Raw genomic sequence first — 22,142 nt, forward strand, 5'->3', positions numbered from 1 at the left:
GCCCACTTGGGCGGCAGGCGCTTCTTCGTGTCCGGACGGATCAACATGACCGGGCAGCGCGGCGTGGCCGGACAGACCGACGCCGGCCCCCGCATCCCCTGCGGTGGCCAGCGTCCGGTCCTCGTCCCCGCGCACCCGGGACAGGTGTCCCGCGTCAGTGGCTGGCGACCAACTCCTGCTCCACACCCGCCCGTTCGCCCTGCTTCGAGCTACGCAGCGCGGCGATGCCGATGAACACCATCGACGACAGACCGGCGATGGCGAAGGACGTGAAGCCCCAGTCGCCGTTGCCCGAGGCGAGCAGCTGGCCGCCGAGCCAGGGGCCGAAGACGGCGCCGAAGCGGCCCATGCCGGAGGTCCAACCGACCGCCGTGGCACGGTTGTCCGGGGTGGAACGGATGGAGACGGTCGCGTAGATCATCGTCTGGGCGCTGTTGAGGAAGACGCCGGTGAGGAAGACGACCAGCATCGTGACGGCCTGGTTCATGTGGACACCGAGCAGGAAGACACCCACGGCGGTGAGCGCGAACCAGATCGCCGAGATGCGCGGAGCGCCGAAGCGGTCGGCCGCGCGGCCGGCGACGAGCATGCCCACGATGCCGCCGAGGTTGAACACGACCACGAACGTGAGGGCGTTGGCCAGTTCGTAGCCCTCGGCCCGCATCAGGGTGGGCAGCCAGGTGGCGACGCCGTAGACGAGGAGCAGGCCGCCGAAGGAGGCGAGCCAGTACAGCAGGGTCTGGAGCCATTCGCCGCCTCGGAAGAGGGCGAGCAGGGCGTCCCAGCGGTCGGCCGCCGTCTTCTTGCCTGCCGCGGCGGGCAGTTGGACCTCGAAGCGCTCGGCGAGGGCGTGGGCCTCGTCGGTGCGGCCCTTGGCGACCAGGAAGCTCAGCGACTCGGGCAGGAACTTCAGCAGCACCGGGACGAAGAGCAGCGGGAGCACGCAGACCCAGAAGGCCGCGCGCCAACCCACGGGATCCACCAGCCACTTGGCCACGTAGGCGGAGAGGATGCCGCCGGCGTGGTGGGCGGTCATCAGCATGCCGATGGTGAGGGCGGTGCGGCCGCGCGGGGCGTAGTCGGAGACCATGCTGATCGCGGTGGGCAGCAGACCGCCGAGGCCGACGCCGGCGAGAGTGCGGCCCAGGCCGAAGACCTCGACGCTGCCCGAGACCGCGCAGATGCCGGAGGCGAGCGAGAACAGCGTCACGCAGCCGATCATCAGCTGCTTGCGGCCGATCCGGTCCGCGACCGTACCCGCGGTCAGGGCGCCCACCAGCATGCCGAAGGTGGCGTAGCTGCCGAGGTCACCGGCCTGGTCGGCGGTGAGACCGAAGGTCTTCGTCTCCAGCAGGTGCGGCAGCACCGAGCCGTAGATGAACATGTCGAGACCGTCGAAGAGCACGGCGAGCCAGCACAGACCGATGACCAGGAGGGCCAGTCTGCTGGCGCGCGCGGACACGGCGGGCGACAGGGATGAGGAGGGGGAGGAAGACATCGTTGGTTACCTCTCGTGCTTGGTGCGCTAGACGCTAAGGAGCCACCCCCTCGATAGTCAACGTTTTTGTCAACAATCTCATCGACAATCGCTGGGGGTGGCTCCCGCGTCCCGCTCAGTGGCTTTCGCGCGCCGCTCAGCGGACCGGCGGAGTCCCGTGCGTGTGGAAGGACTCGATGGTCTTCAGGCCCCAGGCCTGCCCCTTCTTCCGCTCCTCCTCGGTCCAGGTGATCAGCGGCCAGTCGGGCGCGAGGACGAGTCGGGTGAGCGGGTTGCACAGCTCGATACGGTTGCCGCCGGGCTCGTAGACGTAGAGGAAGAACGTCTGCTGGATGGCGTGCTTGTGCGGCCCCGTCTCGATGAACACGCCGGTGTCGATCGCGAGATCGGCCGCGCGCAGGATGTCCTCGCGGGTGTCGGTCGCGAAGGCGATGTGGTGCAGCCGCCCGGTCGAACCGGTCCAGTCCTCGGTGTAGACCACGTCGTACGACTTGTTCGTGTACGTCAGCCAACGCGCCGCGATCCGGCCGCTGTTGAGCCGGATCTGCTCCGTCGGCCTTGCGCCCAGCACCTGTTGCTGGAACTCGGCACTGGAAAGTACGTCCGCGGCAAGGAAGTTGATGTGGTCCAGGCGCCGAACTCCGACGCCCCGGTTGGGCTTGGCCTGCGGCTGGTTCTTCAGCGCCGGCTTCAGCTCGTCGGGCGCCTGGTAGTACTCGCTCTCCCAGTACAGGGCGTGCTCGTGGCCGTCCGGGTCGGTGGTGACGTAGAGCTTGCCGATGCCCGGTTCGTCCTCGACCCACCTGCCGGTGCCGCCCGCCTCCTCGATCGCCTTGATACGGCGCTGGAGGGCCTCCTCGCTGGAGGTGCGCAGGGCGAGGCGGCCGAGACCCGGCTGGTCGCGGGCGGTGAGGACCAGGCTGTGGTGCTCGTAGTCGTCGTAGGTCCGCAGGTGGACGGTGTCGCCGTCCTGGCCGTTGACGGTCAGCCCGAGGTAGTCGGTGAAGAAGGCGACACTGGCGTCCAGGTCCGGGGTGAAGAGCTGGGCGTGGCCGATATGGGCGATGTCACCGAGCGGCGGAGCCATCGTTGCCTCCAAGGGGGCGTGCGGGTGCGGGAGTTGGGGCGTGGTGGGTCGGTGCGGTGTCGGCGGGCCGGGGGAAGACCGTGCCGTCGAAGATCTTGCGTGCGGTGCGGACGACCGCTGTTCTGCGGACCACGGGAGCGGAACCCGCCGATCCGGCGACCACGCTAGTTTCGATGTCTAGGAATCCGCTGGGATGCTCGATGCGAATTCGGTCACTTTGTGCGGGTACCTCCGCGATGCCCTCCCCCACCCCGCCGGGGACGAGGAGCCCCGCCGCCACGCTCGCGGCGCCCAGGACGCCGATGGAGGTGTGGCAGCGCACCGGGATGAAGGTGCGGGTCATCACCGCACCACCGTCCATGGACGGTGCCAGCAGGCTCAGCTTGGGGATCGTGGTGTGCTCGACGTCACCGAGGCCCATCAGCTTTCCGGCCGCCAGGCGGATCTCCCGCAGGCGGTCGGCGAGAGTGACGTTCTCCTCCAGGTCGGCGGGCGTCTCGTACCCCGTGACGTCCAGTGCGGCGGCGGGGATCAGGACGACCGGCATGCCGTTGTCGACGCACGTCACCTCGATGCCGGCGACCACGTCACGCACCCGGCCGGTCGGCAGCAGCGGGCTTGTGCCCTGCGGGAACTCGATCACCACCGGCGCGGCGGTGCCGGGCACGCCCGAGATCTCCGCCACACCAGAAGCCGCACCGGAGTAGTCGACCCGCCCGCCCGGAGTCGGGAAGCTCGCGATCGCCAGTTCCCCGGTGTTGAGCATCCGGATGCGGACGGACGTCTCGACGTCACCGGGGGCCACGAGCCCCCGCTCCACGGCGAACGGGCCTATTCCGGCGAGGATGTTGCCGCAGTTCTGACGATCCGTCACCTCGGGTCGGTCGACGGCCACTTGCAGGAACAGGTAGTCGACGTCGGCCTCGGGGTCTTCCGAGACGGAGACCACGCCGACCTTGCTGGTCAGCGGGTGGGCGCCGCCCAGGCCGTCGATCTGGCGCGGGTCGGGGCTGCCCATGACGCGCAGCAGCAGGTCGTCGCGTTCGGCCGGATCGGCGGGGAGGTCCTCGGCCAGGAAGTAGGCGCCCTTGGAGGTGCCGCCGCGCATCAGCATGCAGCGCACCTCCGCGGGCCCGGTCACGACCCGGCTCCGGTGTACTCCTCGTACGACTGGTACTCGACGCCGAGTCGCTTGAGCGTGTCCCTCAACCCGTAGCGGTCCAGGCCGAGTTGGCCCTTCAGGAAGGCGGCGCGGGTGGCGGCCTCCTTGGCCTCGCGCGCCTCGGACCTCTCGGCGGTCTCGCGGGCCTTCTCGCGCGGGACGACCACGACGCCGTCGTCGTCGGCGACGATCACGTCACCGGGGCGGACGACCTGGCCGTCGATGGCGATGGGCACGTTGACCGAGCCGCCGGTGGCCTTGACGGTGCCCTGCGAGGAGACGGCGCGGGACCAGGCGGCGAAGCCCATGTCGCGTAGTTCCTGGGTGTCACGGATGCCCGTGTTGAGGACGACTCCGCGCACCCCGCGCTTCTGCAGCGCGGTGGCGAAGAGTTCGCCGAACAGGCCGTCCGTGCACGGGGAGGTGGTGGTGACGACGAGGATGTCGCCCTCGCCGCACTGCTCGACAGCCGCGTGGATCATGAGGTTGTCGCCGGGCCAGCTGAGCACCGTCACGGCGGTGCCGGCGACGCGAACTCCCTGCTGGACAGGGCGAATTGAGGGTCCGAGAAGACCGGTGCGGCCCATGGCCTCGCTGACGGTGGCGACACCGAAGGCGGCCAGCGCCTCGACGTCCTCGGCGTCGGCCTTGGGGGGGTTGGTGACGATGACGCCGCCCATGGTTATGCCAGCTCCTTCGCGATCTGCGGGTACGGGCGCATGTACGCCTCGGCCATCGTCTTGTGGGCCAGGCCCAGGTTCGGGCCGGCGTTGCGCTTGAGCTGGACGCCGCGGCGGACGGCCAGGTCGGTGTAGTAGTCCCACAGGTGCTGCTGGGCGCCGAGGCACTCCATCGCCTTGCGCTTGGTGTCCCAGACCTCGGTGATGTCGAGGAGGACCTCGGGCTTGAAGCCGCTCATCTCGGGCTGGTGCGGCTCGAAGTAGAAGACCGGCGGGGCGCCGATGATCTCGCCCTCGCCGGGGTAGCCGATGGCCTGCGCGAGGACGCGGGCCTCCAGCGCCATCCGGTTGGCGGCCGGGTGGTCGCCGTTGTACGGGTCCTCGGTGGGGTGGGTGAGCACGACGTCGGGCTGCGTGGCCCGGTAGACCTCGACGAGCTTGTCGGTCAACTCGGCGGTGGCGACCAGGGGGTAGTCCCCCGCGTCGAAGAAGCGGAGCTCGGCGCCGAGGGTGGCCGCGGCACGCTCGGCCTCGTCCCGGCGTATCGCCTTGATCTCGTCCAGCTTCTTGCCCTCGCGCCAGGCCTTCGCGGACTCGCCGCGCTCGCCGAAGGTCAGACAGGCGATGGTGACCTTCTCGCCGCGGGCGGCGGCCAGGGCGATGGCTCCGCCCGCCCGCCAGACGAAGTCCCCGGCGTGCGCCGTGACGACGAGTGTCGATCGTGGGGTGGCGGGCGCGTTGCCGTGCGTCATGACTCGAATCTCCTTGATGGACAGGTGTGCGCCCGCCCCCAGTGCGCCGATGCGCCGCGCGTCAGTCGCGCAACGCCTCGATCACACTGGTGAGATGGGCGCGGACGGCCGCCTCGGCCGCCTGCGGATCCCTGGCCGTGATCGCCTCGATCATCGCCAGATGCTCACTCAGGGACTGCTGCGGACGCCCCGGCCGCAGCGCCAACTGGAAGCGGTGACGCACCAGTTGGGCGTTGAGCCGCTCCAGGAGGGTCACGGCCGTCTGCTGGCCGGAGAACTCCCTCACCTTGTGGTGGAGTTCGCTGTTGAGCTCGGAGTAGGTGACCGGCTCGCCGTCGGCCACGGCCTTGGTCATGGCCCGGCCCAGGTCCGCCAGTTCGGTCAGCTGCTCGTCGCTGGCCGCGACGGCCGCCTTGGCCGCGCACAGTCCCTCCAGGACCATGCGGCACTCCGTGATGGCGACCGCTTCCTCCACGGTCACCACCCGCACCCGGGAACCCCGGTTGCGGATCCGCTCGACCAGTCCCTCGGCCGCCAGATCGATCAGCGCCGCCCGGATGCTGGCCCGCGTCACATCGAACTGCTCGGCGAGTTCGTTCTCCACCAACCGCTGTGCCGGTGCCATGTCGCCCTGCAGGATCGCCTGCCGCAGCTGCGTGAGCGCATGCTGCTTGGCCTGCTCCCCGGTGCTCGGACGGGCTTCTTTCGGCATCGTTGCCCTCCCTGAGTGAGTGCCTGTCGAACCTAAATCTAGCCAAACAAGATTGTCAACAATTTTGTCCGCCGTATTGCACGCATGCCTCCGCCCATACTTACCGCAGACACGCCACTGCCCGCCCATGGACCGGCCATGGACGGGCAGTGGACAGCGGATTTCTACGATCTTCTCATGCTGTCTACGGCTTGTGACGCCCGCAGCTCATCGACTTGCCGTCCTTCGTCCCGCACCACTCCTGGTAGCCGGAGGTGAAGGAGCCCGCCCACTTGAAGTGGTCGTCGGGCAGCTTGTCGGGCGTGTAGGCGCGGTAGTTGGCCGCGTCCTTCTTGTCGCCCGAGCCGTCGTAGGCGACGAGTTGCGGGTACGGGTAGACGGGCCGCGTGTACTCGACGGTGGGCGCGGTGCTGCCGGCACTCGCGGAAGCCTTGGTGTCCTTGGTGTCGCCGCCGCCGAGCTGACCGCCCGCCGGTCCCCCGGGCCGGCTGCCTCCGCTGGTCTTGGAGGCGATCACGGCGCCGGGCGTCCTGCCGGTCTCCCGCCAGGAGATCAGCTGGCTCAGCAGGTCGAAGCTGTCGGGTCCGTCACCGCCGCCGCAGTGGTTGACGCCGGGGAAGAGGTACAGGCGGTAGAAGTCGTCGGCCTTCTGCTGCCCCATGGTGTCGATCACGGCCTGGCGGTAGGCGCGGGTGCCGGTGGGCGGGATGTTCGGGTCGGTCAGCCCGTGCCACTGGATCAACTTGCCGCCCGCCTCATGGAACTTGGTGAGGTCGGGATCGGTGGCGTCGTAGATCCCGGAGACCTCCCGCTGGTAGGCCTTGAAGGTGTCCACGGTGAACAGCGACGCGTCGAGCTTCAGCGTGGGATCGGCCGCCCACTTCCCGACCCAGCGCAGGAACCCGAGCCCGATCCCGTACAGCTGCACCGAACTCTGTCCCTGACCGGCCTTCGGGACGAACAGACCCTCCCAGGCGGTCTCGGAGCCGTAGGGCTGGCCGCCGGTGTAGAGGTGGGTGCCGTCCGGGGCGGTCACACCCGCGTACGCCTTCCGTACGACGTCGGCCTGGTCGGAGGTCAGACAGCTCGAACTGTCCTTGTTGTCCGCGCACTTGAGGCTCGCCGGGTCGAAGGCGCAGGTCGCCGGGTCCTGGATGAGGTCGTTGTTCAGCTTGGGGTCGGCGCACTTCGCGATGACGGCCTTGTGCAGCATGGCGAGCTTCGAGGCGGGCAGGATCGTCGAGCCGTCCGCGCGGAAGTCGATGGTCGAGAGGTACGCCTCCTGCATGGCGTTGAGCGCGGTCTGGTTGAAGGCCGGGGCGCCGACCAGGGCGGCACTGAAGTCGCCGGGGTAGCGCTGCACCTCCATCAGCGTCTCGCGCCCGCCGTCCGAGCAGCCGTCGTAGTAGGAGTACGTGGGCTCGGCGCCGTAGAAGGCCTTGGTGATCGCCTTGGCGGCGGTGGCGAAGGCGTGCTCGGAGCGGTAGCCGAAGTCGACCTTGAGCTGGGGGTTCGTCGCCCAGACCTCGGCGGAGCCGCCGCCCATGCCCGAGGTGGAGGCATGGCCCTGGTTGTCCTGGCCGAGGGCGAAGGAGCCGTCGGTGACGGGGGCGCATCCGGTCGAGGCGGCGGGCTGGGCGCTGACGCCGACCATGCCGCAGTAGCCGCCGCAGCCCTCCTGGAGGTAGCGCTGCCGGTACGTCTTCGTCGGCAGCCGCAGTTCGAACTGGATCTGCGGGGCGACCGTGCCCTTGACGTGGCAGTACTCGTACGCGTTCGAGCCGCTCTTGGCCACCACGCTCGCGGAGGCGACGGAGGTCGCCGCGTCGTCGAGCGCGCCGAAGTCCTTCTGGAGCAGGTCGGCGCAGGAGATCTTCGGTTTGGTGACCGGCAGGTCCTTCCCGACGTCACCGGCGGCGGTCACCCTTGTGACGCGCGCGTCAGCGTCCGCCGAGAACGTGTCCGGCAGCAGCGCGAGGCCGGTGGCGAGGGCCGCGGCGACGACGGCCACCAGGATGACGATCCTCGTCCGCTTCGACGAGTGGGCACGACCAGGGCTCATGGTGTCAGCGTCGAGTCGGCCCCCGGCGGAGGCCACCGCCGTGGGCCACCCGGGTGACGGGCTCAGGCCTCGCGGTAGAGCGCGGTGAGCAGTTCCAGCACGGCCTGGGTGGCGGGGTGCGGGTCGTCCTTCCACCAGGCGAGCCGCACGGCGATGGGCTCGCCGTCGCGCACCGGGCGGTAGACGACTCCGGGCCGCTGGTACTGGTTGGCGGTCGCCTCCGCGGTCATGCCGACGCTGCGGCCGGTGGCGATGACGGTGAGCCAGTCGTCCACGTCGTGGGTGTCCTCGGTGGCCGGGCGGGAGTCGGACGGCCACAGGTCGGCGGTCGTGGTGCCGGTACGGCGGTCGACGAGGAGGGTGCGCCCCGCGAGGTCGGCCAGCCGGACCGAGCGGCGCCGGGCGAGGGGGTCGTCGGAGGCCATGGCGCACAGCCGTCGCTCCAGCCCTACGATGGCCGACTCGAACCGCCGGTCGTCCAACGGCCTGCGGACCACGGCGAGTTCGCAGGCGCCTTCCCCAAGACCGGCGGTGGCCGAGTTGACGCGGACCAGGTGCAGATCGGTCTCCGGATGCGTCCGGCTCCAGCGGCGCTGGAAGGGCAGTGTGTGCCGGCCGAGCGCCGACCAGGCGTAGCCGATGCGCAGATGGACGTGGCCCGAGGTGGCTTCACGGACCAGGTCGTCGACCTCGGCGAGGACCCGCCGGGCGTGGGTGACCACCCGCAGCCCGGTGCCGGTCGGGGTCACCGCCCGCGAGGTGCGCCTCAACAGCCGTACACCCAGGGCGCGTTCGAGCGCGGCGAGAGTGCGGGAGACGGCCGCCTGGGAGACGCCGAGCGTGGCGGCGGCGTCCGTGAAGGTGCCCTCGTCGACGATCGCGACGAGGCAGCGCAGCTGTCGCAGCTCCAGATCCATGACTCCAGCGTATAGATCGTCCCGCTCATGCATTTTGCGCAAGTGCCGATCAGGCGCACGATCGGAGCATGTCTGGAGCCTCCTCAGCGACAACTCCCCTGCCCACCACGTCATATGGCACCCCGCAGCCGTCCCGCGTGGGCCTGGCCGGGGTCGCCACCATGGCCGGCAGCGGGCTGTCCAACCAGATCGGCGCGGCGGTCGGCTCGCTCGCCTTCCCGGTCATCGGGCCCGTGGGGGTGGTCGCGGTGCGCCAGTACGTCGCCGCCGCCGTCCTGTTCGCCGTGGGCAGGCCCCGGCTGCGGGAGTTCACCTGGCGACAGTGGTGGCCGGTGCTGCTGCTGGCCGTGGTGTTCGGGACGATGAATCTGTCCCTGTACACCGCGATCGACCGTGTCGGCCTCGGTCTGGCGGTGACGCTGGAGTTCCTGGGCCCGCTGTCCATCGCGCTGGCCGCGACCCGGCGCCGCGTGGACGCCTGCTGTGCGCTGATCGCGGTGGCGGGCGTGGTCACGCTGATGCGGCCGCGCCCCTCGGCCGACTATCTGGGCATGGGGCTGGGGCTGCTGGCCGCCGTGTGCTGGGCCTCGTACATCCTGCTCAACCGGACCGTCGGACGGCGCATACCCGGAGCGCAGGGATCGGCGACGGCGGCCGGGGTGTCCGCGCTGATGTTCCTGCCGGTCGGGATCGTCGTCGCGGTCCGGCATCCGCCGACCCTCACGGCGGCCGCGTGCGCGGTGGCGGCCGGGGTGCTGTCGTCGGCGGTGCCGTATCTGGCCGACCTGTTCACGCTGCGCCGGGTGCCGGCTCCGGCGTTCGGGCTGTTCATGAGCGTCAACCCGGTGCTCGCGGCCGTGGTCGGGTGGATCGGCCTCGGGCAGCGGCTGGGCTGGGCGGACTGGGCGGGCATCGGTGCCGTCGTGGCCGCGAACGCGCTGAGCATTCTCACCGCGCGGGACTGAGACCCCCGCCCCTCCGCCGTCACCTCACTCCGCCAGCACGTCACCCATGTCGCCGTCCTCCCGCCACTCCCTGAGCAGCGCGTGGAACTCGATGGGTCCCCCACCGTAGGACTCGCTGCGCTCGGAGGGCTTGCCCTCGTTGTTGTAGTAACCGGGCGTGCACTCGGCGAGGAACGCGTAGGTGTCCCGCGCCTTCTCGCGGATCGTGGCGATCCACGCAGTCTCCGCCTCGGCGGTCGGCTCGACGTACCGGGCCTGGCGCTTGCGGGCCTCGGTGACGACCCCGGCGACATGCGTGGCGCGTTCGTCGAGGATGTGGACCATGTTCACGGCGGAGGCGCTCTGGATGGAGCCGAACTGGAACAGGTTCGGGAAGCCGTGCACGGTCACCCCGTGCAACGTGCGCGGCCCGTCCGCCCAGCTCTCCGCGAGGGTCACCCCGCCCCGGCCCCGGATGTCGATGCCCATGCGCTGGGCGGACCCGACGCTGAGGTCGAAGCCGGTGGCGAAGATCAGGCAGTCCACCTCGTGCGCGACCCCGCCCACCACCACGGCGTTCTCGGTGACCCTCTCGACCCCGCCCTGGTCGGCCGTGTCGACGAGGGTGACGTTGGGCCGGTTGAAGGTCTGCAGGTAACTGTCGCTGAACGTCGGCCTCTTGCACATGTACCGGTACCAGGGCTTGAGCGCCTCGGCGGTCACCGGGTCCTCGACGAGCGCGTCCACCCGGGCCCGCAGCTCGTTCATCTTCCGGAAGTCGGCGACCTCGGCCGTCTCCGCCGAGCCCGCTCCACCGCTCCCCGACAGAAACGTCCGCAGCAGCGCGGCACTTGTGGTCCACCCGTCGTCGACCAGATCCTCGGCCGCGCCCCCACCGGCCACGTGAGCGAGGAAGTTGTCCCTACGACGCTGCTGCCAGCCGGGGCTCAGCGTCCGCGCGAACTCCGGATCCGTGCGCCGGTTGCCGCGTACGTCGACGGAGGACGGGGTGCGCTGGAACACGTACAACTGCTGGGCGTCGCGCCCGAGATGGGGCACGACCTGGATCGCCGTGGCGCCGGTGCCGATGAGCCCGACGCGCTTGTCGGCGAGCCCGCTCAGACCGCCGTCCGCGTCGCCGCCGGTGTAGCCGTAGTCCCAGCGGCTGGTGTGGAAGGTGTGGCCGCGGAAGATCTCCATCCCCGGGATGCCGGGCAGCTTCGGGCGACTGAGCGTGCCGAGTGCGACGACGACGTAGCGGGCCCTGATGCGGTCGCCCCGGTCGGTGGCGACGAGCCACTCCAACTCGTCCTCGTCCCAGGTGAGTTCGGTGACCTGGGTCTGGAAGCACGCGTCACGGTAGAGGTCGAAGTGGCGCCCGATGGCGCGCGCGTGCTGCCGGATCTCCTCCCCCGGCGCGTACTTCCACTCGGGGACGTGACCGACCTCCTCCAGCAGCGGCATGTAGATGTACGACTCGATGTCGCAGTGGATGCCGGGATAGCGGTTCCAGTACCAAGTGCCCCCGAAATCCCCGCCCTTCTCGATCACCCGGATGCCCTGGACCCCGGCCTGGCGCAACCGTGCGGCGGCGAGCAGACCACCGAAGCCACCGCCGACGATCACGACCTCGACGCGGTCGGTGAGCGGTGCGCCGGTGATGCCGGCGTCGGCGTAGGGGTCGTCCGCGTAGTAGCCGAACTCGCCGGTGGCGCCCCGGTATTGGGCACTTCCGTCCGGGCGGACACGGCGGTCGCGCTCGGCCCGGTATTTGGCGCGCAGTTCCGCCGGATCGAAGCCGAGGTCGGTGTGGGGGGTGACGGACATGCTGGTCCTCTCTGCGGTTGGCGAGGGATGCGATGCGGTACGACAACGCCGGACGCCGGTGTCCGTGGGGTGACCGGCGTCCGGGGCGGGACGGTCAGTGCCGTATGTGCCGGCGGACCCAGGCGGCCTGCCCGCCGTCGACGAGCAGGTCGGTGCCGGTGATGAACTGGGCCTGCGGGCCGGTGAGGAAGGCCACCGCGTCGGCGATCTCGCCGGGTGTGCCGGTGCGCCGGGCTCCGCAGTCGTCGAGCATCTTGAGCATGTGACCGCCGTGCGGCGACTCGGCCTCCGCCTTCGACATGGCGGTCGAAATGACGCCGGGGCTCACGGAGTTGATGCGGGCGCCGCGCAGGTTCCAGGCGAGCGCGGCGGCCTCCACGCGCACATGGTTGGCGCGCTTGGCGACCATGTAGGCGCGCAGCGAGTCGTCTCCTACGGCCTTGACGGCATCCAGGGAGAGCAACTCCTCAGCCGGCAGGGTCGCGAGCGCGGCTTCGTCCTCGGGGCTGAGCGAGGCATAGTGCCCGGCCATGCTGGAGACGGCCACGAGTGCACTGCCGCGTCCGGCGACCGCCTCGAAGGCGTCGATCACATGGACCGTGCCCAGCAGGTCGACCTCCAGGATCGTCCGCGCGGACGCGATCGAGGCGGAGACCCCGGCGGTGTGCGCCACGGCGATCACCCGGCCCTCACCGGCCGCCGTCCGGGCCAGCTTGTCGACGGCCGCACGGTCGGAGATGTCGGTGAGGACGCCGTGCGCCGCGTAGCCCTCGGCGTTCAACGCGGCGACGGTGCGGTCGAGTTGACCACGTGAGGCGTCGGCCAGGAACAGGGTGCGGCCGCTGCCGAGGCGGCGTGCGATCGCCGTCCCCATGCCTCCGGCACCGGTGACCACGACGACGTCGCGGGGTTCCTCAGACGGTCGGTGCGCCATGGACGGCCTCCTGCCAGCTCGCTCCGGCCACGATGGCCTGTCGCCAAACGCGGATCGCCTTGGGCGGCATGCCGACCGCGAGGGCGCCGGTGAGCCGGTCGCCGGTGCGGTAGGCGGCCACGAACCGCCGCTCGGCCAAGTCCCCGTCCACCACGGCGACTTCGTCGTGGCCGCGCAGATAGCCGTAGGCCTGGATCTTCATGTCGTACTGGTCGGACCAGAAGTACGGCACGGGTGAGAACGCCCTGCGCGCCTCCGGGTTGAGGAGGTTGCGCGCGGCGGCCATGCCCTGTTCGGCGGCGTTGGTGCGGTGCTCGATCCGCATCGACGTCCCGAAGAGCGGGTTGTACCAGCGGGCGACGTCACCGGCCGCGTACACGTTCCTGGCGGCCTCGCAGTACTCGTCGCACACCACGCCGTCGCCGACGGACAGTCCGCTGTCGGCGAGCCACTCGGTGTTCGGCAGCGAGCCGATCGCGACGAGCACCTCGTCGGCCTCGATCTCCTCGCCGGTCCCGAGCCGTACGCCCTCGTCGGTCACCTCGGTGACGGAGACGCCGGTGCGCAACTTCACGCCGTGGTCCACGTGCGCCTGTGCCAGCACCTGCCCGACCTGCTCGCCGACGGCGTGCGCCAGCGGCACGGGGGCCGGTTCCAGCAGGGTGACCTCGGCTCCCAGGCGCCAGGCCACGGCGGCGGCCTCCGCGCCGAGGAAACCGGCGCCGACCACCACCAACTTCCGCCCGGGGCCCAGCCGTTCACGCAGCATGAGCGCGTCGTCGAGGGTGCGCAGCACATGCGCGCCCTCGCCCGGCAACCGCCGCGGCCGCACTCCGGTCGCGATGATGAGCCCGTCGTACGACACCTGCGCGCCGTCGGAGAGCCACACCTCCTGCGCGGCGACGTCGAGCGCGGTCGCGGCGGTACCGAGCCGCAGGTCGAGGTCGTGCGCGCTCAGATCAGCCGGGGTACGCAGAGCGATCCGGTCGGGTTCCCACTCGGCGGCGAGGACCTGCTTGGAGAGCGGCGGCCGGTCGTAGGGCGGGTGCGGTTCATCGCCCACGAGGGTCAGCGTGCCGGTGTAGCCCTCGCGGCGGAGGGTCTCGGCCGCCGCGAGTCCGGCGGCCGAGGCTCCGACGACGACGATCCGTGTCACTGCTCGACCAGTCGGATGGCCGCGGCCGGGCAGACCGCCACGGCTTCCCGTACGTCGTCGAGGAGTTCGGCGCCGGGCTGCTCCTCCAGGAGGATCGCCACGCCGTCGTCGTCACGCTGGTCGAAGACGTCGGGGGCGGCGACCACGCACTGCCCGGAGGCGACACATTTCGGTTCGTCGAGTTCGACCTTCATGGCCGTGTCCTTTGCTCTCGGTTCGTTCGTGAGGGGGGTGTCACCAGGCGACGGGCAGACAGGCCACGCCGTAGGTGGTGCCGGTGCGGTCGAAGGCCAACTGCTCGATGGGGGCGGCCAGTCGGAGGGTCGGGATGCGGCGGTAGAGGGTGCCGTAGACGACCTGGAGTTCGAGGCGGGCGAGGTTCTGGCCGAGGCACTGGTGGGGGCCGTAGCCGAAGCCCTGGTGCTGGCGGGCGGAGCGGGTGATGTCGAGGCGGTCGGCCTCGGGGAAGGCCTCGGGGTCCCAGTTCGCGGCGTGCAGGTCGAAGATCATGCCCTCGCCGGCGCGGATGGTGACGCCGCCGAGCTCGATGTCCTCCTTGGCGACGCGGCGGACGCCGGTCTGCACGATGGTGAGGTAGCGCAGGAGTTCGTCGACCGCGCCGGCGATGACCTTCGGGTCGTCCGTGTCGCGCACCAGGGCGAGTTGGTCAGGGTTCTGGAGCAGGGCGAGCGTGCCGAGGCTGATCATCGTGGCGGTGGTCTCGTGCCCGGCGATGAGCATGGCGACGCCCATGTGGACGGCCTCGGTGCGCGTCATCTCACCGTTGTTGACGCGCCCGGCCATCTCGGACAGCACACCCTCGGCCGGGTGCTCCAGCCGCAGCCCGATGAGTTTGTCCAGATAGGCGGCCAGCGCGCCGCTCGCCGCCCGCGCCTCCTCGGGCGACGCGGCGCTGTCGAGGGCGATGCTGCTGTTGCGCTGGAAGAAGTCGTGGTCCTCGTACGGCACTCCGAGCAGTTCGGCGATGACCAGCGAGGGGACGGGCAGCGCGAGCGCGGTGAGCAGGTCGGCCGGGTTGGGGCCGACCAGCATGTCGTCGATCAGCTCGTCGACGATCTTCTGGACGGGCGCCCGCATGGCCTCTATCCGCTTGACGACGAACGGCGCGTTGACCGTCCGGCGCAGCCGGGTGTGCTCGGGCGCGTCGGTGTTGGTGATCATCCGCGGGGTGTGCGGGGCGATCTCGGCGCGGTGCGCGTTGACGTAGGGAAAGCCGGCTTCCAGGTCGTCGTCGCTGACGCGGGGGTCGGTGAGCAGGGCGCGCTGGTCGGCGTGGCGGGTGATCAGCCAGGGCGTGGTGCCGTTCCAGATGCGGACGCGGCTGATCGGTTTCCCGTCGCGCAGCCCGTGCACGGCGGGCGGCGGGGCGAGGGGGCAGCGCGCGTCCCGCCGCATCGGGTATTCGGGGACCGCCGCTGCCGTGTCGGGCGCGGTGTCGGTCAGGATGTCGGCCATGTCTCTCCTCGGTGGTGGGGGGCTCCGCGTGGGGGCGGAGCGCCGGGGTACTGGGATCGAGGCCTCGATGAGCACATGCAAACAGAGCGGGCTGACGCCTTCCGGTCAGTTCCCTGACAACAACCTGACGTGGCCCGGATCACACGTCGACACTGTTGCCATGAACCGGACAGAGATGTCAGGGAGGGTCAACTCGGGTGAATTAAAGGCGAGTTGACCGAGGTGGACGTGACGCCACCGACGCGCGAACGCAACAAGAAAAGGGCGGCACCACGTCACCGTGACACCGCCCCGCACCCCACTTCACGGGGTGTCCATATTTGCTCCGCACATCCCCTGCAACTCCCCGGCGGAGCACTCACGCACTCACCCCTCACCGGCCGCCCGTCCGAGCCAGTAGCCGAAACCCCGGCGCGTGTGGATGAGCGCCGGGCCTTCCTGGTCCACCTTGCGGCGGAGGCGGGAGACGAGCTGCTCCATCGCGTTGCCGCCGCGGAAGTCGCCCCAGACGTACCGGCTGATCTGCTCCTTGGACAGCACCTTGTGCGCGTTGACGAGGAGGTGGCGCAGCAGCCGGTACTCCGCGGGCGTGAGGTCGAGGGTGCGCCGTCCGCGCCGCGCCTGGCAGGTGGTGTCGTCCAGGACGAGGTCCGCGTAGTGCAGCGCGCCGTCGCGTCCGCCGCCCCGGCCGCGCAGTAACACCTGGATACGGGCGAGCACTTCGGCGATCCGGAAAGGCTTGGTGACGTAGTCCCGCTCCCCCGCGCCCAGTTCGGGCAGCAGCTTGTCGAGGGCGTCCCAGCCGGTGAGCAGGAGGACGGGCGGGCGGTGCGTGACGAGGCGGCGGCCCTGCGCGAGGGCGTCCATCTCGGGCAACTCCGCGTCGATGACGACCAGTTCGAACCGCTGCTCCGCGAGCCGGGAGACCACCTCGGTGCCGTTGCCGGCCGTCCTGATGCGGTAGCCCGCCAACCCCAGTGTCGTGGAGAGGAGTTCGGCGTTGTCCGGCTCATCCACGGCGACGAGCAGATGCTGCCCGCCGCCGCGGGCGAGTGATCGTGTCTCACTGATGCTGTCGTACGTGGACATGGACATCACCCTACCGTCCTGCTTGCCTGACTCAAGCAATGTACATTCGATTGCTTGACTCAAGTAAGTCAGATACGCTTGCCTAACTCAAGGAAGCCCGCCGCAGCGGTGGGCCACCAGGAGTCAGGAGCACAGCTGAGCCCTCGCTCACCAGAGCCGGGGCCGCCTTGAGCGGAAGGCGGCCCCCGCGCCGAACCCGTGGGGACGGGGGTCGGCGCTGTCCCGGACCCGGTCGCCGCCACTCCCCCGGATCGGCGCCGGGTCCGGGGACACACCGTCTCCCCCACCTCGGGACGACCGCGGCGGACCCGCGGAACCAAGGAGTACGCCATGCACGGCAGCGGTCTCGAAGGGCGCAGTGTCGTCGTCACCGGAGCGGGCTCCGGGATCGGGCGGGCCGCCGCGCTGCAGTTCGCGCTCGCGGGTGCCGAGGTCGTGGTGGCGGACCTCGACCGGGCGGGCGCCGAGCGGACGGTCAAGGAGATCGAGCACGACGGCGGTTCCGCCATGCGTGTCGTCGGCGACCTGAGCGAGCAGGCGGTGGTGGACGAGGTCGTCGCCACCACCGTCGACGCGTTCGGCGGCCTGGACGTACTGATCAACAACGCCGGGATCATGGATCGGATGTCGGCCCTCGCGGACACGGACGACGCCGAGTGGGAGCGTGTCGTGCGCGTCAATCTGACGGCACCCTTCCTGCTGACCCGGGCCGCGCTGCCGCACATGCTGGCCGCCGGGCGCGGCGCGATCGTCTTCACCGCCGCCGAGGCCGGTCTGCGCGGCAGCGCGGCGGGCGCCGCCTGCACCGCCGCCAAGCACGGCGTCGTGGGCCTGGTGAAGTCCCTCGCCGTGATGTACCGGGGGCAGGGAATCCGCGCCAACGCGATCGCCCCCGGGGCCACCGCGACCGGCATCACCTACGACGTCGACGCGCGGGCCCACGGCCCCGGGGTGATCGGCCCCGGGCTCGTGGCCTCCGACCGGATCGCCTTCCCGGAGGAGCAGGCGGCCGCGCTCGTCTTCCTCGCCTCCGACGCCGCCCGGCACATCAACGGCGCCGTGCTGCCCGTCGACGACGGCTGGAGCGCCGTATGACGGGCACGCCGGGACTGGTCACAGGGGCCCAACGGCCGCCGTTCGGCGGGCAGTTCGTGGACGCCGTAGACGGGTCCGTCGTGTTCGAACGGGATCCAGTCGAGGCCGGTGGTCCTGCGGCAGTTGGAGACGGCGTGGACACTGAGCTCGGCGAACAACCGCTCCGCCTCGGTCAGGATCAACTCCCTTGGGCCGCCGACCTGTTCGGGCGACCGTCAGGTCACTCGCCTGCGGGTCCGGTACAGGCTGACGCCCGCGCCCAGTGCGACGGCGCCCATGCCCACGGCGGTCAGCACGGCCTGCGCGCCGTGGGTGACGAAGGGCGCGGCCGTGGCGACGAGCAGGTTGAACAGGAACAGGAACCACAGCACGGGTCTCGACGCGAGCAGCGGCGTCATGGGTGGTTTCCTCCGGATCGAGAAGAGTTGGATCTTGGCTGACGTGTTGCCTCAACGATTCCGTCGTTCGCCCGACGCCACGAGGGAGCGATCTCCCGGACCCGCGGTGGAGCGGGGTACACCGGTGCCGGGCCGTCAGCTCCCGCATGCCCGGGCCGATGCGCCTAACCTGATCTCCATGCGCGCTACCGTGCGGCAGGCCGCCCGAGCCACCCTCCAGCTGGTCCTCTCCGCCGCGATGGCCTTCGGGTCGTACATATTCGTCACCGTGCTCCTGATCACCGCGATCGCCACGGCCGCGGTGGTCGGCGCGTTCATGCTCCCGGAGACGGTGCTGCTGATACGGCGGATCGCGGGGGCCAAGCGGCATCAGGCGGCCAAGTGGACGGGCCGGAAGATCCCCGAGGCGTACCAGCCGCTCACCGGCACCGTGCGCGAGCGGGTGCGCACGGCGGTCCGCGACCCGAGCACGCTGACCGACTTCCGCTGGATGGTCGCCTACTACGCCTACGGCACGCTGCCCTTGCTGATGCTGCCGCTGTGGCCGCTGGGCCTGGTCGTCGACGGAGTGTGGTGCGGGCTGCTGCGCCGCAAGGCCGTCGTCCTGCCGCTCATCAGCCGGCTCGCGGATCTCGACGCGCACTGGTCCACCGTCCTGCTGAAGCCCTCACCCAAGGCCCAACTGGCCGTACGGGTCGAGGAGTTGGTGCAGACCCGGGCCGGCGCGATCGCCGCGCACGGTGCCGAGCTGCGCCGGATCGAACGCGATCTGCACGACGGCACCCAGGCCAGGCTGGTCTCGCTCTCCATGCGGATCGGGCTCGCCAAGCGGGCCTACGACCAGGACCCGGCGGCGGCGCGCAAGATGCTCGACGACGCGCAGACGCTGGCCGAGGAGGCGCTGACGGATCTGCGGCACGTGGTGCGCGCGATCCATCCGCCGATCCTCACCGACCGCGGCCTGGTCGGCGCGGTGCGCGCGCTCGCCGCCAGCAGCGCGCTCACCGTCACCGTGACCGTGGACGGGCTGACCGACGGACACGACGGGCCGCGGGCCCCGGCGGCGGTGGAGGCGGCCGCGTACTTCGTGATCGCCGAGTCGCTGACCAACGCGGCCAAGTACAGCGGCGCCGACCGCGCCGACGTCCATCTCGCCCGCGCCCGCACCGGACTGCGCGTCCGGGTGCGCGACGAGGGCCGGGGCGGAGCCGACGAGGCGGGCGGATCGGGGCTGCTGGGCATGCAGCGCCGGGTCGCCGCGCTCGACGGCAGTGTGACCGTGACCAGCCCCGTGGGGGGACCTACCGTGATCGAAGTGGAGCTGCCGTGCGTCTGGTGAGCGTAGTTGAGGCGGAGCTGTCGTGAGGGTCGTGATCGCCGAGGACAACGCCCTGCTCAGGGAGGGCCTGGTCCTGTTGCTGACGTCGGCGGGGCACGAGGTCGTGGCCGTCGCCGGGAGCGGGCCGGAGGTGCTGCCCGCGCTGCTCGAACACCGGCCGGACGTGGCCGTGCTCGATGTGCGGATGCCGCCGGGCTTCCGTGACGAGGGGCTGCGGGCCGCGCTGGAGGCACGGGAGAAGATCCCCGGGCTGCCGGTGCTGGTGCTGTCGCAGTACGTCGAGGAGTCGTACGCCGCCGAGCTGCTGGGCATCGGTGCGAGCGGAATCGGCTACCTGCTCAAGGACCGGATCGGCCGCGTGGACGAGTTCCTCGACGCGCTGGACCGGGTGGCGGCGGGCGGTACGGCGCTCGACCCCGAGGTGGTGACCGAGCTGCTCACCCGGCGCCGCAACTCCCCGCTGGACTCGCTGACCCCGCGCGAGCGCGAGGTGCTCAAGCTGATGGCGGAGGGCCACGACAACACGACGATCGCGAAGACCCTGGTCGTCACGGAACGCGCGGTCAGCAAGCACATCGGCAACGTGTTCCTCAAGCTGAGCCTGCCACCGAGCGACAGCGGGCACCGCCGGGTGCTGGCGGTGCTGGCGTATCTGCAGAACGTGTGACGCGCGCGCCGCCGGTCGTGCTTGCGGATGACACGGCCGGCGGCGCGTACGGCGTTCCCAGTACCGGCGAACTGCCGTGTGAGTAGCGGTGATTGTCGGCAGCCGTACGACGACGGGACGGGGGTTTGGCTGGGAGTGTGGGCCGGTTCCCGAGCAGCGGATGTGGACCAGGCACTCCGTCCCGTGACCGCCCTCCTGCCCCTCGCCCCAGGAGCCCCACCGGAGACACCCATGCACGACAGCCTGCAGCGTTACGCGGACGAGCACATCCGCACCGTCGACACCATGTCGGCCGTGCTGCTGTTCGCCATGTTCCTCTTCGGCAGCGAGCTGGGCGCCCCCGGCGGTCCCCGGCCGGACGCGGTGGGCCCCACGATCACGCTCGCCGCGGTCTCGTGCGCGGCCCTGCTCTGGCAGCGCGGCCGTCCTCGTACGGTCGTCACGGTCACGGCGGTGGCGGCCGCCGGGGCGAGTGCGCTGGGCCATCTGCTCACCCCGCTGCTCCTGGGCCCGCTGATGCTGGCGCTGTACCGGCTGGCCGTTCTCACCGACCGCACCACGGCCCGCCGTTGCTTCCTCGCCTCGGTCGCGCTGGTGGTGACCACGGCCACGGTGGTCGACCCGGTCCACCACCCCTGGCCGTTCAGGACCGTCGGCCCGGCCGCGTGGCTGCTGTTGCCGGTCGTCGCCGGGAACGCGGTCCGGCTGCGGGAGGCGTACCTGGAGGCGGTACAGGCGCGGGCCGAGTACGCGGAGCGCAGCCGGGAGGAGGAGGCACGGCACCGGGTCGCGGAGGAACGGATGCGTATCGCAAGGGAGTTGCACGACGTCGTCGCCCACCATCTGGCACTGGCCCACGCGCAGGCCGGTACCGCGGCGCACTTGGCGGGCACGCACCCCGAGCACGTGCGCAGGATCCTGACGGAACTCGCCGGTACGACGTCCTCCGCGCTGCGCGAGATGAAGGGCACGGTGGGTCTGCTACGCCAGCCCGACGACCCCGGCGCCCCGCTGACCCCGAGCCCGGGTCTGACCCAACTCGCCGAACTGACCCGGGCGTTCAGGTCATCGGGGCTCACGGTCACCGTGACGACGGAGGGCGAACCGCACCCGCTCTCCCCCGGAGTGGACCTGACGGCCTACCGGATCGTGCAGGAGGCCCTCACCAACGTCAGCAAGCACACGTTGAGCCGGTCGGCGCGGGTGCGGCTGCGGTATTCCTACGACCGGTTGACCGTCACGGTGACTGATGACGGGGTGGGCGCGGGGGGTGCTGCCGGGCCGGCACCGGGCCGAGGGGTCGGGCAGACCGGGATGCGCGAGAGTGCGCGGTTGGTCGGTGGCGGCCTTCGGTCGGGGCGCCGGGGCGGGGGCGGTGACGGGGCGAACGCAGCGACGGCCACGGAACCTGCTCCCGCCCACGGCTTCGGACTCAACGGGATACGCGCGCGCGTCCGGTCCGTCGACAACACCCTCCAGGCCGAGCACCCTGCCGAGATCACTGCCCGCGGCTTCGGACTCATCGGCATGCGCGAGCGCGCCCGGTCCGTCGGCGGTGTCCTCCAGGCCGGGCACCGGGTCGAGGGTGGTTTCGAAGTCACCACTGAACTGCCGCTGTACCCCAGCGCCCCGGAATCAGCAGAAGGAACCCCATGACGATCCGCGTGCTGCTCGCCGACGACCAGGCCCTTCTGCGGGCCACCTTCCGGATCCTGATCGACACCTGCGAGGACATGGAGGTGGTCGCCGAGGCGGCCGACGGCGCCGAGGCGATCCTGCTGGCCGGTGAACACCGCCCCGACCTCGTCCTGATGGACATCCGCATGCCCGGCACCGACGGTCTGACCGCCACGACCGCGATCTGCGCCGACCCGACGCTGTCCGACACCCGCGTCCTCATCCTCACCACCTTCGAGGTCGACGAGTACGTGGCACAGGCCCTCCGGGCGGGCGCGAGCGGTTTCCTCGGCAAGGACGTCACCGCCGACGCCCTGCTGTCGGGCATCCGCACGGTCGCGTCCGGCGAGTCGCTCCTCTCCCCGCTCGCCACCCGCACCCTGATCGCCCGCTTCCTGGCCACTCCCGCACAGGGCGCCCGGCTGGCCGTACCCGGCCAACTCGGCTCCCTCACCGCCCGCGAGCGCGAGATCATGGCCATGGCCGCCGAAGGCCGCTCCAACGACGAGATCGCCGAGAAGCTGTACGTCAGTCCGCTGACCGTACGCACGCATGTGCACCGCGCCATGGCCAAGCTCGACGCCCGCGACCGCGCCCAACTCGTCGTGATGGCCTACCAGTCGGGGCTGGTTCAGGCGCCGCCTCCACCGGTTCCGGAGTTCTGACGCGG

21 protein-coding genes are annotated in these 22,142 nt (G+C 70.9%); 6 read left to right on the forward strand and 15 right to left on the reverse strand.

Going from position 1 to position 22,142, the window contains the following annotated elements; all coding sequences use genetic code 11:
- Positions 1-154: 154 nt before the first annotated feature.
- The 8 genes from R2B38_RS48810 to R2B38_RS48845 form a co-directional block, all read right to left on the reverse strand.
- Positions 155-1,498 (reverse strand): aromatic acid/H+ symport family MFS transporter, encoded by a 1,344-nt coding sequence (locus R2B38_RS48810; RefSeq protein ID WP_318022644.1) that lies wholly within the window; start codon positions 1,496-1,498, stop codon positions 155-157.
- Positions 1,499-1,634: 136 nt separating this feature from the next.
- Complete coding sequence (locus tag R2B38_RS48815) at positions 1,635-2,585, reverse strand: catechol 2,3-dioxygenase (protein ID WP_318022645.1); 951 nt, start codon at positions 2,583-2,585, stop codon at positions 1,635-1,637.
- Positions 2,566-3,726, reverse strand: coding sequence for a 4-oxalomesaconate tautomerase (locus tag R2B38_RS48820; protein ID WP_318022646.1), 1,161 nt, complete (start codon positions 3,724-3,726; stop codon positions 2,566-2,568). Before R2B38_RS48820 ends, R2B38_RS48815 begins: the two co-directional genes overlap by 20 nt.
- A complete protein-coding gene (locus tag R2B38_RS48825; protein WP_318022647.1) occupies positions 3,723-4,427 on the reverse strand; it encodes a 4-carboxy-4-hydroxy-2-oxoadipate aldolase/oxaloacetate decarboxylase in 705 nt (234 codons plus the stop codon). The genes R2B38_RS48820 and R2B38_RS48825 overlap by 4 nt, the downstream gene beginning before the upstream one ends.
- Before the next feature lie 2 nt (positions 4,428-4,429).
- Complete coding sequence (locus tag R2B38_RS48830; protein ID WP_318022648.1) at positions 4,430-5,179, reverse strand: PIG-L deacetylase family protein; 750 nt, start codon at positions 5,177-5,179, stop codon at positions 4,430-4,432.
- Positions 5,180-5,240: 61 nt separating this feature from the next.
- A complete protein-coding gene (locus tag R2B38_RS48835) occupies positions 5,241-5,891 on the reverse strand; it encodes a GntR family transcriptional regulator (protein WP_033282892.1) in 651 nt (216 codons plus the stop codon).
- A 184-nt stretch (positions 5,892-6,075) separates the two neighbouring features.
- Positions 6,076-7,953: a tannase/feruloyl esterase family alpha/beta hydrolase gene (locus R2B38_RS48840; protein WP_318022649.1), complete on the reverse strand. Its 1,878-nt coding sequence runs from the start codon at positions 7,951-7,953 to the stop codon at positions 6,076-6,078.
- Positions 7,954-8,015: 62 nt separating this feature from the next.
- Positions 8,016-8,870, reverse strand: coding sequence for a LysR family transcriptional regulator (locus tag R2B38_RS48845; protein WP_318022650.1), 855 nt, complete (start codon positions 8,868-8,870; stop codon positions 8,016-8,018).
- Positions 8,871-9,031: 161 nt separating this feature from the next.
- Here R2B38_RS48845 and R2B38_RS48850 point away from each other — a divergent pair, with 161 nt between their 5' ends.
- On the forward strand, positions 9,032-9,835 hold the full coding sequence (locus R2B38_RS48850; RefSeq protein ID WP_411978658.1) for an EamA family transporter: 804 nt from the start codon (positions 9,032-9,034) through the stop codon (positions 9,833-9,835).
- 24 nt (positions 9,836-9,859) lie between these two features.
- On the opposite strand, the gene R2B38_RS48855 is transcribed toward R2B38_RS48850, so the two are convergent.
- The 6 genes from R2B38_RS48855 to R2B38_RS48880 all read right to left on the reverse strand — a co-directional run bounded on the left by R2B38_RS48855 (position 9,860) and on the right by R2B38_RS48880 (position 16,296).
- The gene (locus tag R2B38_RS48855; protein ID WP_318022652.1) at positions 9,860-11,641 is read right to left on the reverse strand and encodes an NAD(P)/FAD-dependent oxidoreductase; all 1,782 of its coding nucleotides are present in this window, start codon (positions 11,639-11,641) and stop codon (positions 9,860-9,862) included.
- Positions 11,642-11,735: 94 nt separating this feature from the next.
- Positions 11,736-12,575, reverse strand: a complete 840-nt coding sequence (locus R2B38_RS48860; protein ID WP_318022653.1) for an SDR family oxidoreductase — start codon at positions 12,573-12,575, stop codon at positions 11,736-11,738.
- Complete coding sequence (locus R2B38_RS48865; protein WP_318022654.1) at positions 12,556-13,731, reverse strand: NAD(P)/FAD-dependent oxidoreductase; 1,176 nt, start codon at positions 13,729-13,731, stop codon at positions 12,556-12,558. The genes R2B38_RS48860 and R2B38_RS48865 overlap by 20 nt, the downstream gene beginning before the upstream one ends.
- On the reverse strand, positions 13,728-13,925 hold the full coding sequence (locus R2B38_RS48870; RefSeq protein ID WP_033282886.1) for a ferredoxin: 198 nt from the start codon (positions 13,923-13,925) through the stop codon (positions 13,728-13,730). The genes R2B38_RS48865 and R2B38_RS48870 overlap by 4 nt, the downstream gene beginning before the upstream one ends.
- Before the next feature lie 40 nt (positions 13,926-13,965).
- A complete protein-coding gene (locus R2B38_RS48875; RefSeq protein ID WP_318022655.1) occupies positions 13,966-15,207 on the reverse strand; it encodes a cytochrome P450 in 1,242 nt (413 codons plus the stop codon).
- Positions 15,208-15,573: 366 nt separating this feature from the next.
- Positions 15,574-16,296 (reverse strand): response regulator transcription factor, encoded by a 723-nt coding sequence (locus R2B38_RS48880; protein WP_033283056.1) that lies wholly within the window; start codon positions 16,294-16,296, stop codon positions 15,574-15,576.
- Between the two features lie 330 nt (positions 16,297-16,626).
- Between R2B38_RS48880 and R2B38_RS48885 the strand changes: the two genes are divergently transcribed.
- Positions 16,627-17,391 carry an SDR family NAD(P)-dependent oxidoreductase gene (locus R2B38_RS48885; protein ID WP_318022656.1) on the forward strand — a complete coding sequence of 255 codons (765 nt, stop codon included), beginning with the start codon at positions 16,627-16,629 and terminating at the stop codon, positions 17,389-17,391.
- Between the two features lie 215 nt (positions 17,392-17,606).
- Here R2B38_RS48885 and R2B38_RS48890 read toward each other — a convergent pair whose 3' ends face one another.
- Positions 17,607-17,789 carry a hypothetical protein gene (locus R2B38_RS48890; RefSeq protein ID WP_033282883.1) on the reverse strand — a complete coding sequence of 61 codons (183 nt, stop codon included), beginning with the start codon at positions 17,787-17,789 and terminating at the stop codon, positions 17,607-17,609.
- A gap of 178 nt (positions 17,790-17,967) precedes the next feature.
- Between R2B38_RS48890 and R2B38_RS48895 the strand changes: the two genes are divergently transcribed.
- From R2B38_RS48895 to R2B38_RS48910, 4 genes are all read left to right on the forward strand, one after another.
- Entirely contained in the window at positions 17,968-19,128 is a 1,161-nt protein-coding gene (locus tag R2B38_RS48895; RefSeq protein WP_318022657.1) for a sensor histidine kinase, read from the forward strand.
- 22 nt (positions 19,129-19,150) lie between these two features.
- Positions 19,151-19,795: a response regulator gene (locus R2B38_RS48900; protein WP_033282881.1), complete on the forward strand. Its 645-nt coding sequence runs from the start codon at positions 19,151-19,153 to the stop codon at positions 19,793-19,795.
- A 231-nt stretch (positions 19,796-20,026) separates the two neighbouring features.
- On the forward strand, positions 20,027-21,451 hold the full coding sequence (locus tag R2B38_RS48905; RefSeq protein ID WP_318022658.1) for a sensor histidine kinase: 1,425 nt from the start codon (positions 20,027-20,029) through the stop codon (positions 21,449-21,451).
- Entirely contained in the window at positions 21,448-22,137 is a 690-nt protein-coding gene (locus tag R2B38_RS48910; RefSeq protein ID WP_318022659.1) for a response regulator transcription factor, read from the forward strand. Before R2B38_RS48905 ends, R2B38_RS48910 begins: the two co-directional genes overlap by 4 nt.
- Positions 22,138-22,142 lie beyond the last annotated feature (5 nt).

This window comes from Streptomyces sp. N50, assembly GCF_033335955.1.
Taxonomy (GTDB): domain Bacteria; phylum Actinomycetota; class Actinomycetes; order Streptomycetales; family Streptomycetaceae; genus Streptomyces.

Coding starts and splice junctions, on each gene's coding strand:
- R2B38_RS48810 (WP_318022644.1), bottom strand. CDS start 1,498: ATGTCTTCCTCCCCCTCCTCATCCCTGTCGCCCGCCGTGTCCGCGCGC.
- R2B38_RS48815 (WP_318022645.1), bottom strand. CDS start 2,585: ATGGCTCCGCCGCTCGGTGACATCGCCCATATCGGCCACGCCCAGCTC.
- R2B38_RS48825 (WP_318022647.1), bottom strand. CDS start 4,427: ATGGGCGGCGTCATCGTCACCAACCCCCCCAAGGCCGACGCCGAGGAC.
- R2B38_RS48830 (WP_318022648.1), bottom strand. CDS start 5,179: ATGACGCACGGCAACGCGCCCGCCACCCCACGATCGACACTCGTCGTC.
- R2B38_RS48835 (WP_033282892.1), bottom strand. CDS start 5,891: ATGCCGAAAGAAGCCCGTCCGAGCACCGGGGAGCAGGCCAAGCAGCAT.
- R2B38_RS48840 (WP_318022649.1), bottom strand. CDS start 7,953: ATGAGCCCTGGTCGTGCCCACTCGTCGAAGCGGACGAGGATCGTCATC.
- R2B38_RS48845 (WP_318022650.1), bottom strand. CDS start 8,870: ATGGATCTGGAGCTGCGACAGCTGCGCTGCCTCGTCGCGATCGTCGAC.
- R2B38_RS48850 (WP_411978658.1), top strand. CDS start 9,032: ATGGCCGGCAGCGGGCTGTCCAACCAGATCGGCGCGGCGGTCGGCTCG.
- R2B38_RS48855 (WP_318022652.1), bottom strand. CDS start 11,641: ATGTCCGTCACCCCCCACACCGACCTCGGCTTCGATCCGGCGGAACTG.
- R2B38_RS48860 (WP_318022653.1), bottom strand. CDS start 12,575: ATGGCGCACCGACCGTCTGAGGAACCCCGCGACGTCGTCGTGGTCACC.
- R2B38_RS48870 (WP_033282886.1), bottom strand. CDS start 13,925: ATGAAGGTCGAACTCGACGAACCGAAATGTGTCGCCTCCGGGCAGTGC.
- R2B38_RS48875 (WP_318022655.1), bottom strand. CDS start 15,207: ATGGCCGACATCCTGACCGACACCGCGCCCGACACGGCAGCGGCGGTC.
- R2B38_RS48880 (WP_033283056.1), bottom strand. CDS start 16,296: ATGTCCACGTACGACAGCATCAGTGAGACACGATCACTCGCCCGCGGC.
- R2B38_RS48885 (WP_318022656.1), top strand. CDS start 16,627: ATGCACGGCAGCGGTCTCGAAGGGCGCAGTGTCGTCGTCACCGGAGCG.
- R2B38_RS48890 (WP_033282883.1), bottom strand. CDS start 17,789: ATGACGCCGCTGCTCGCGTCGAGACCCGTGCTGTGGTTCCTGTTCCTG.
- R2B38_RS48895 (WP_318022657.1), top strand. CDS start 17,968: ATGCGCGCTACCGTGCGGCAGGCCGCCCGAGCCACCCTCCAGCTGGTC.
- R2B38_RS48905 (WP_318022658.1), top strand. CDS start 20,027: ATGCACGACAGCCTGCAGCGTTACGCGGACGAGCACATCCGCACCGTC.
- R2B38_RS48910 (WP_318022659.1), top strand. CDS start 21,448: ATGACGATCCGCGTGCTGCTCGCCGACGACCAGGCCCTTCTGCGGGCC.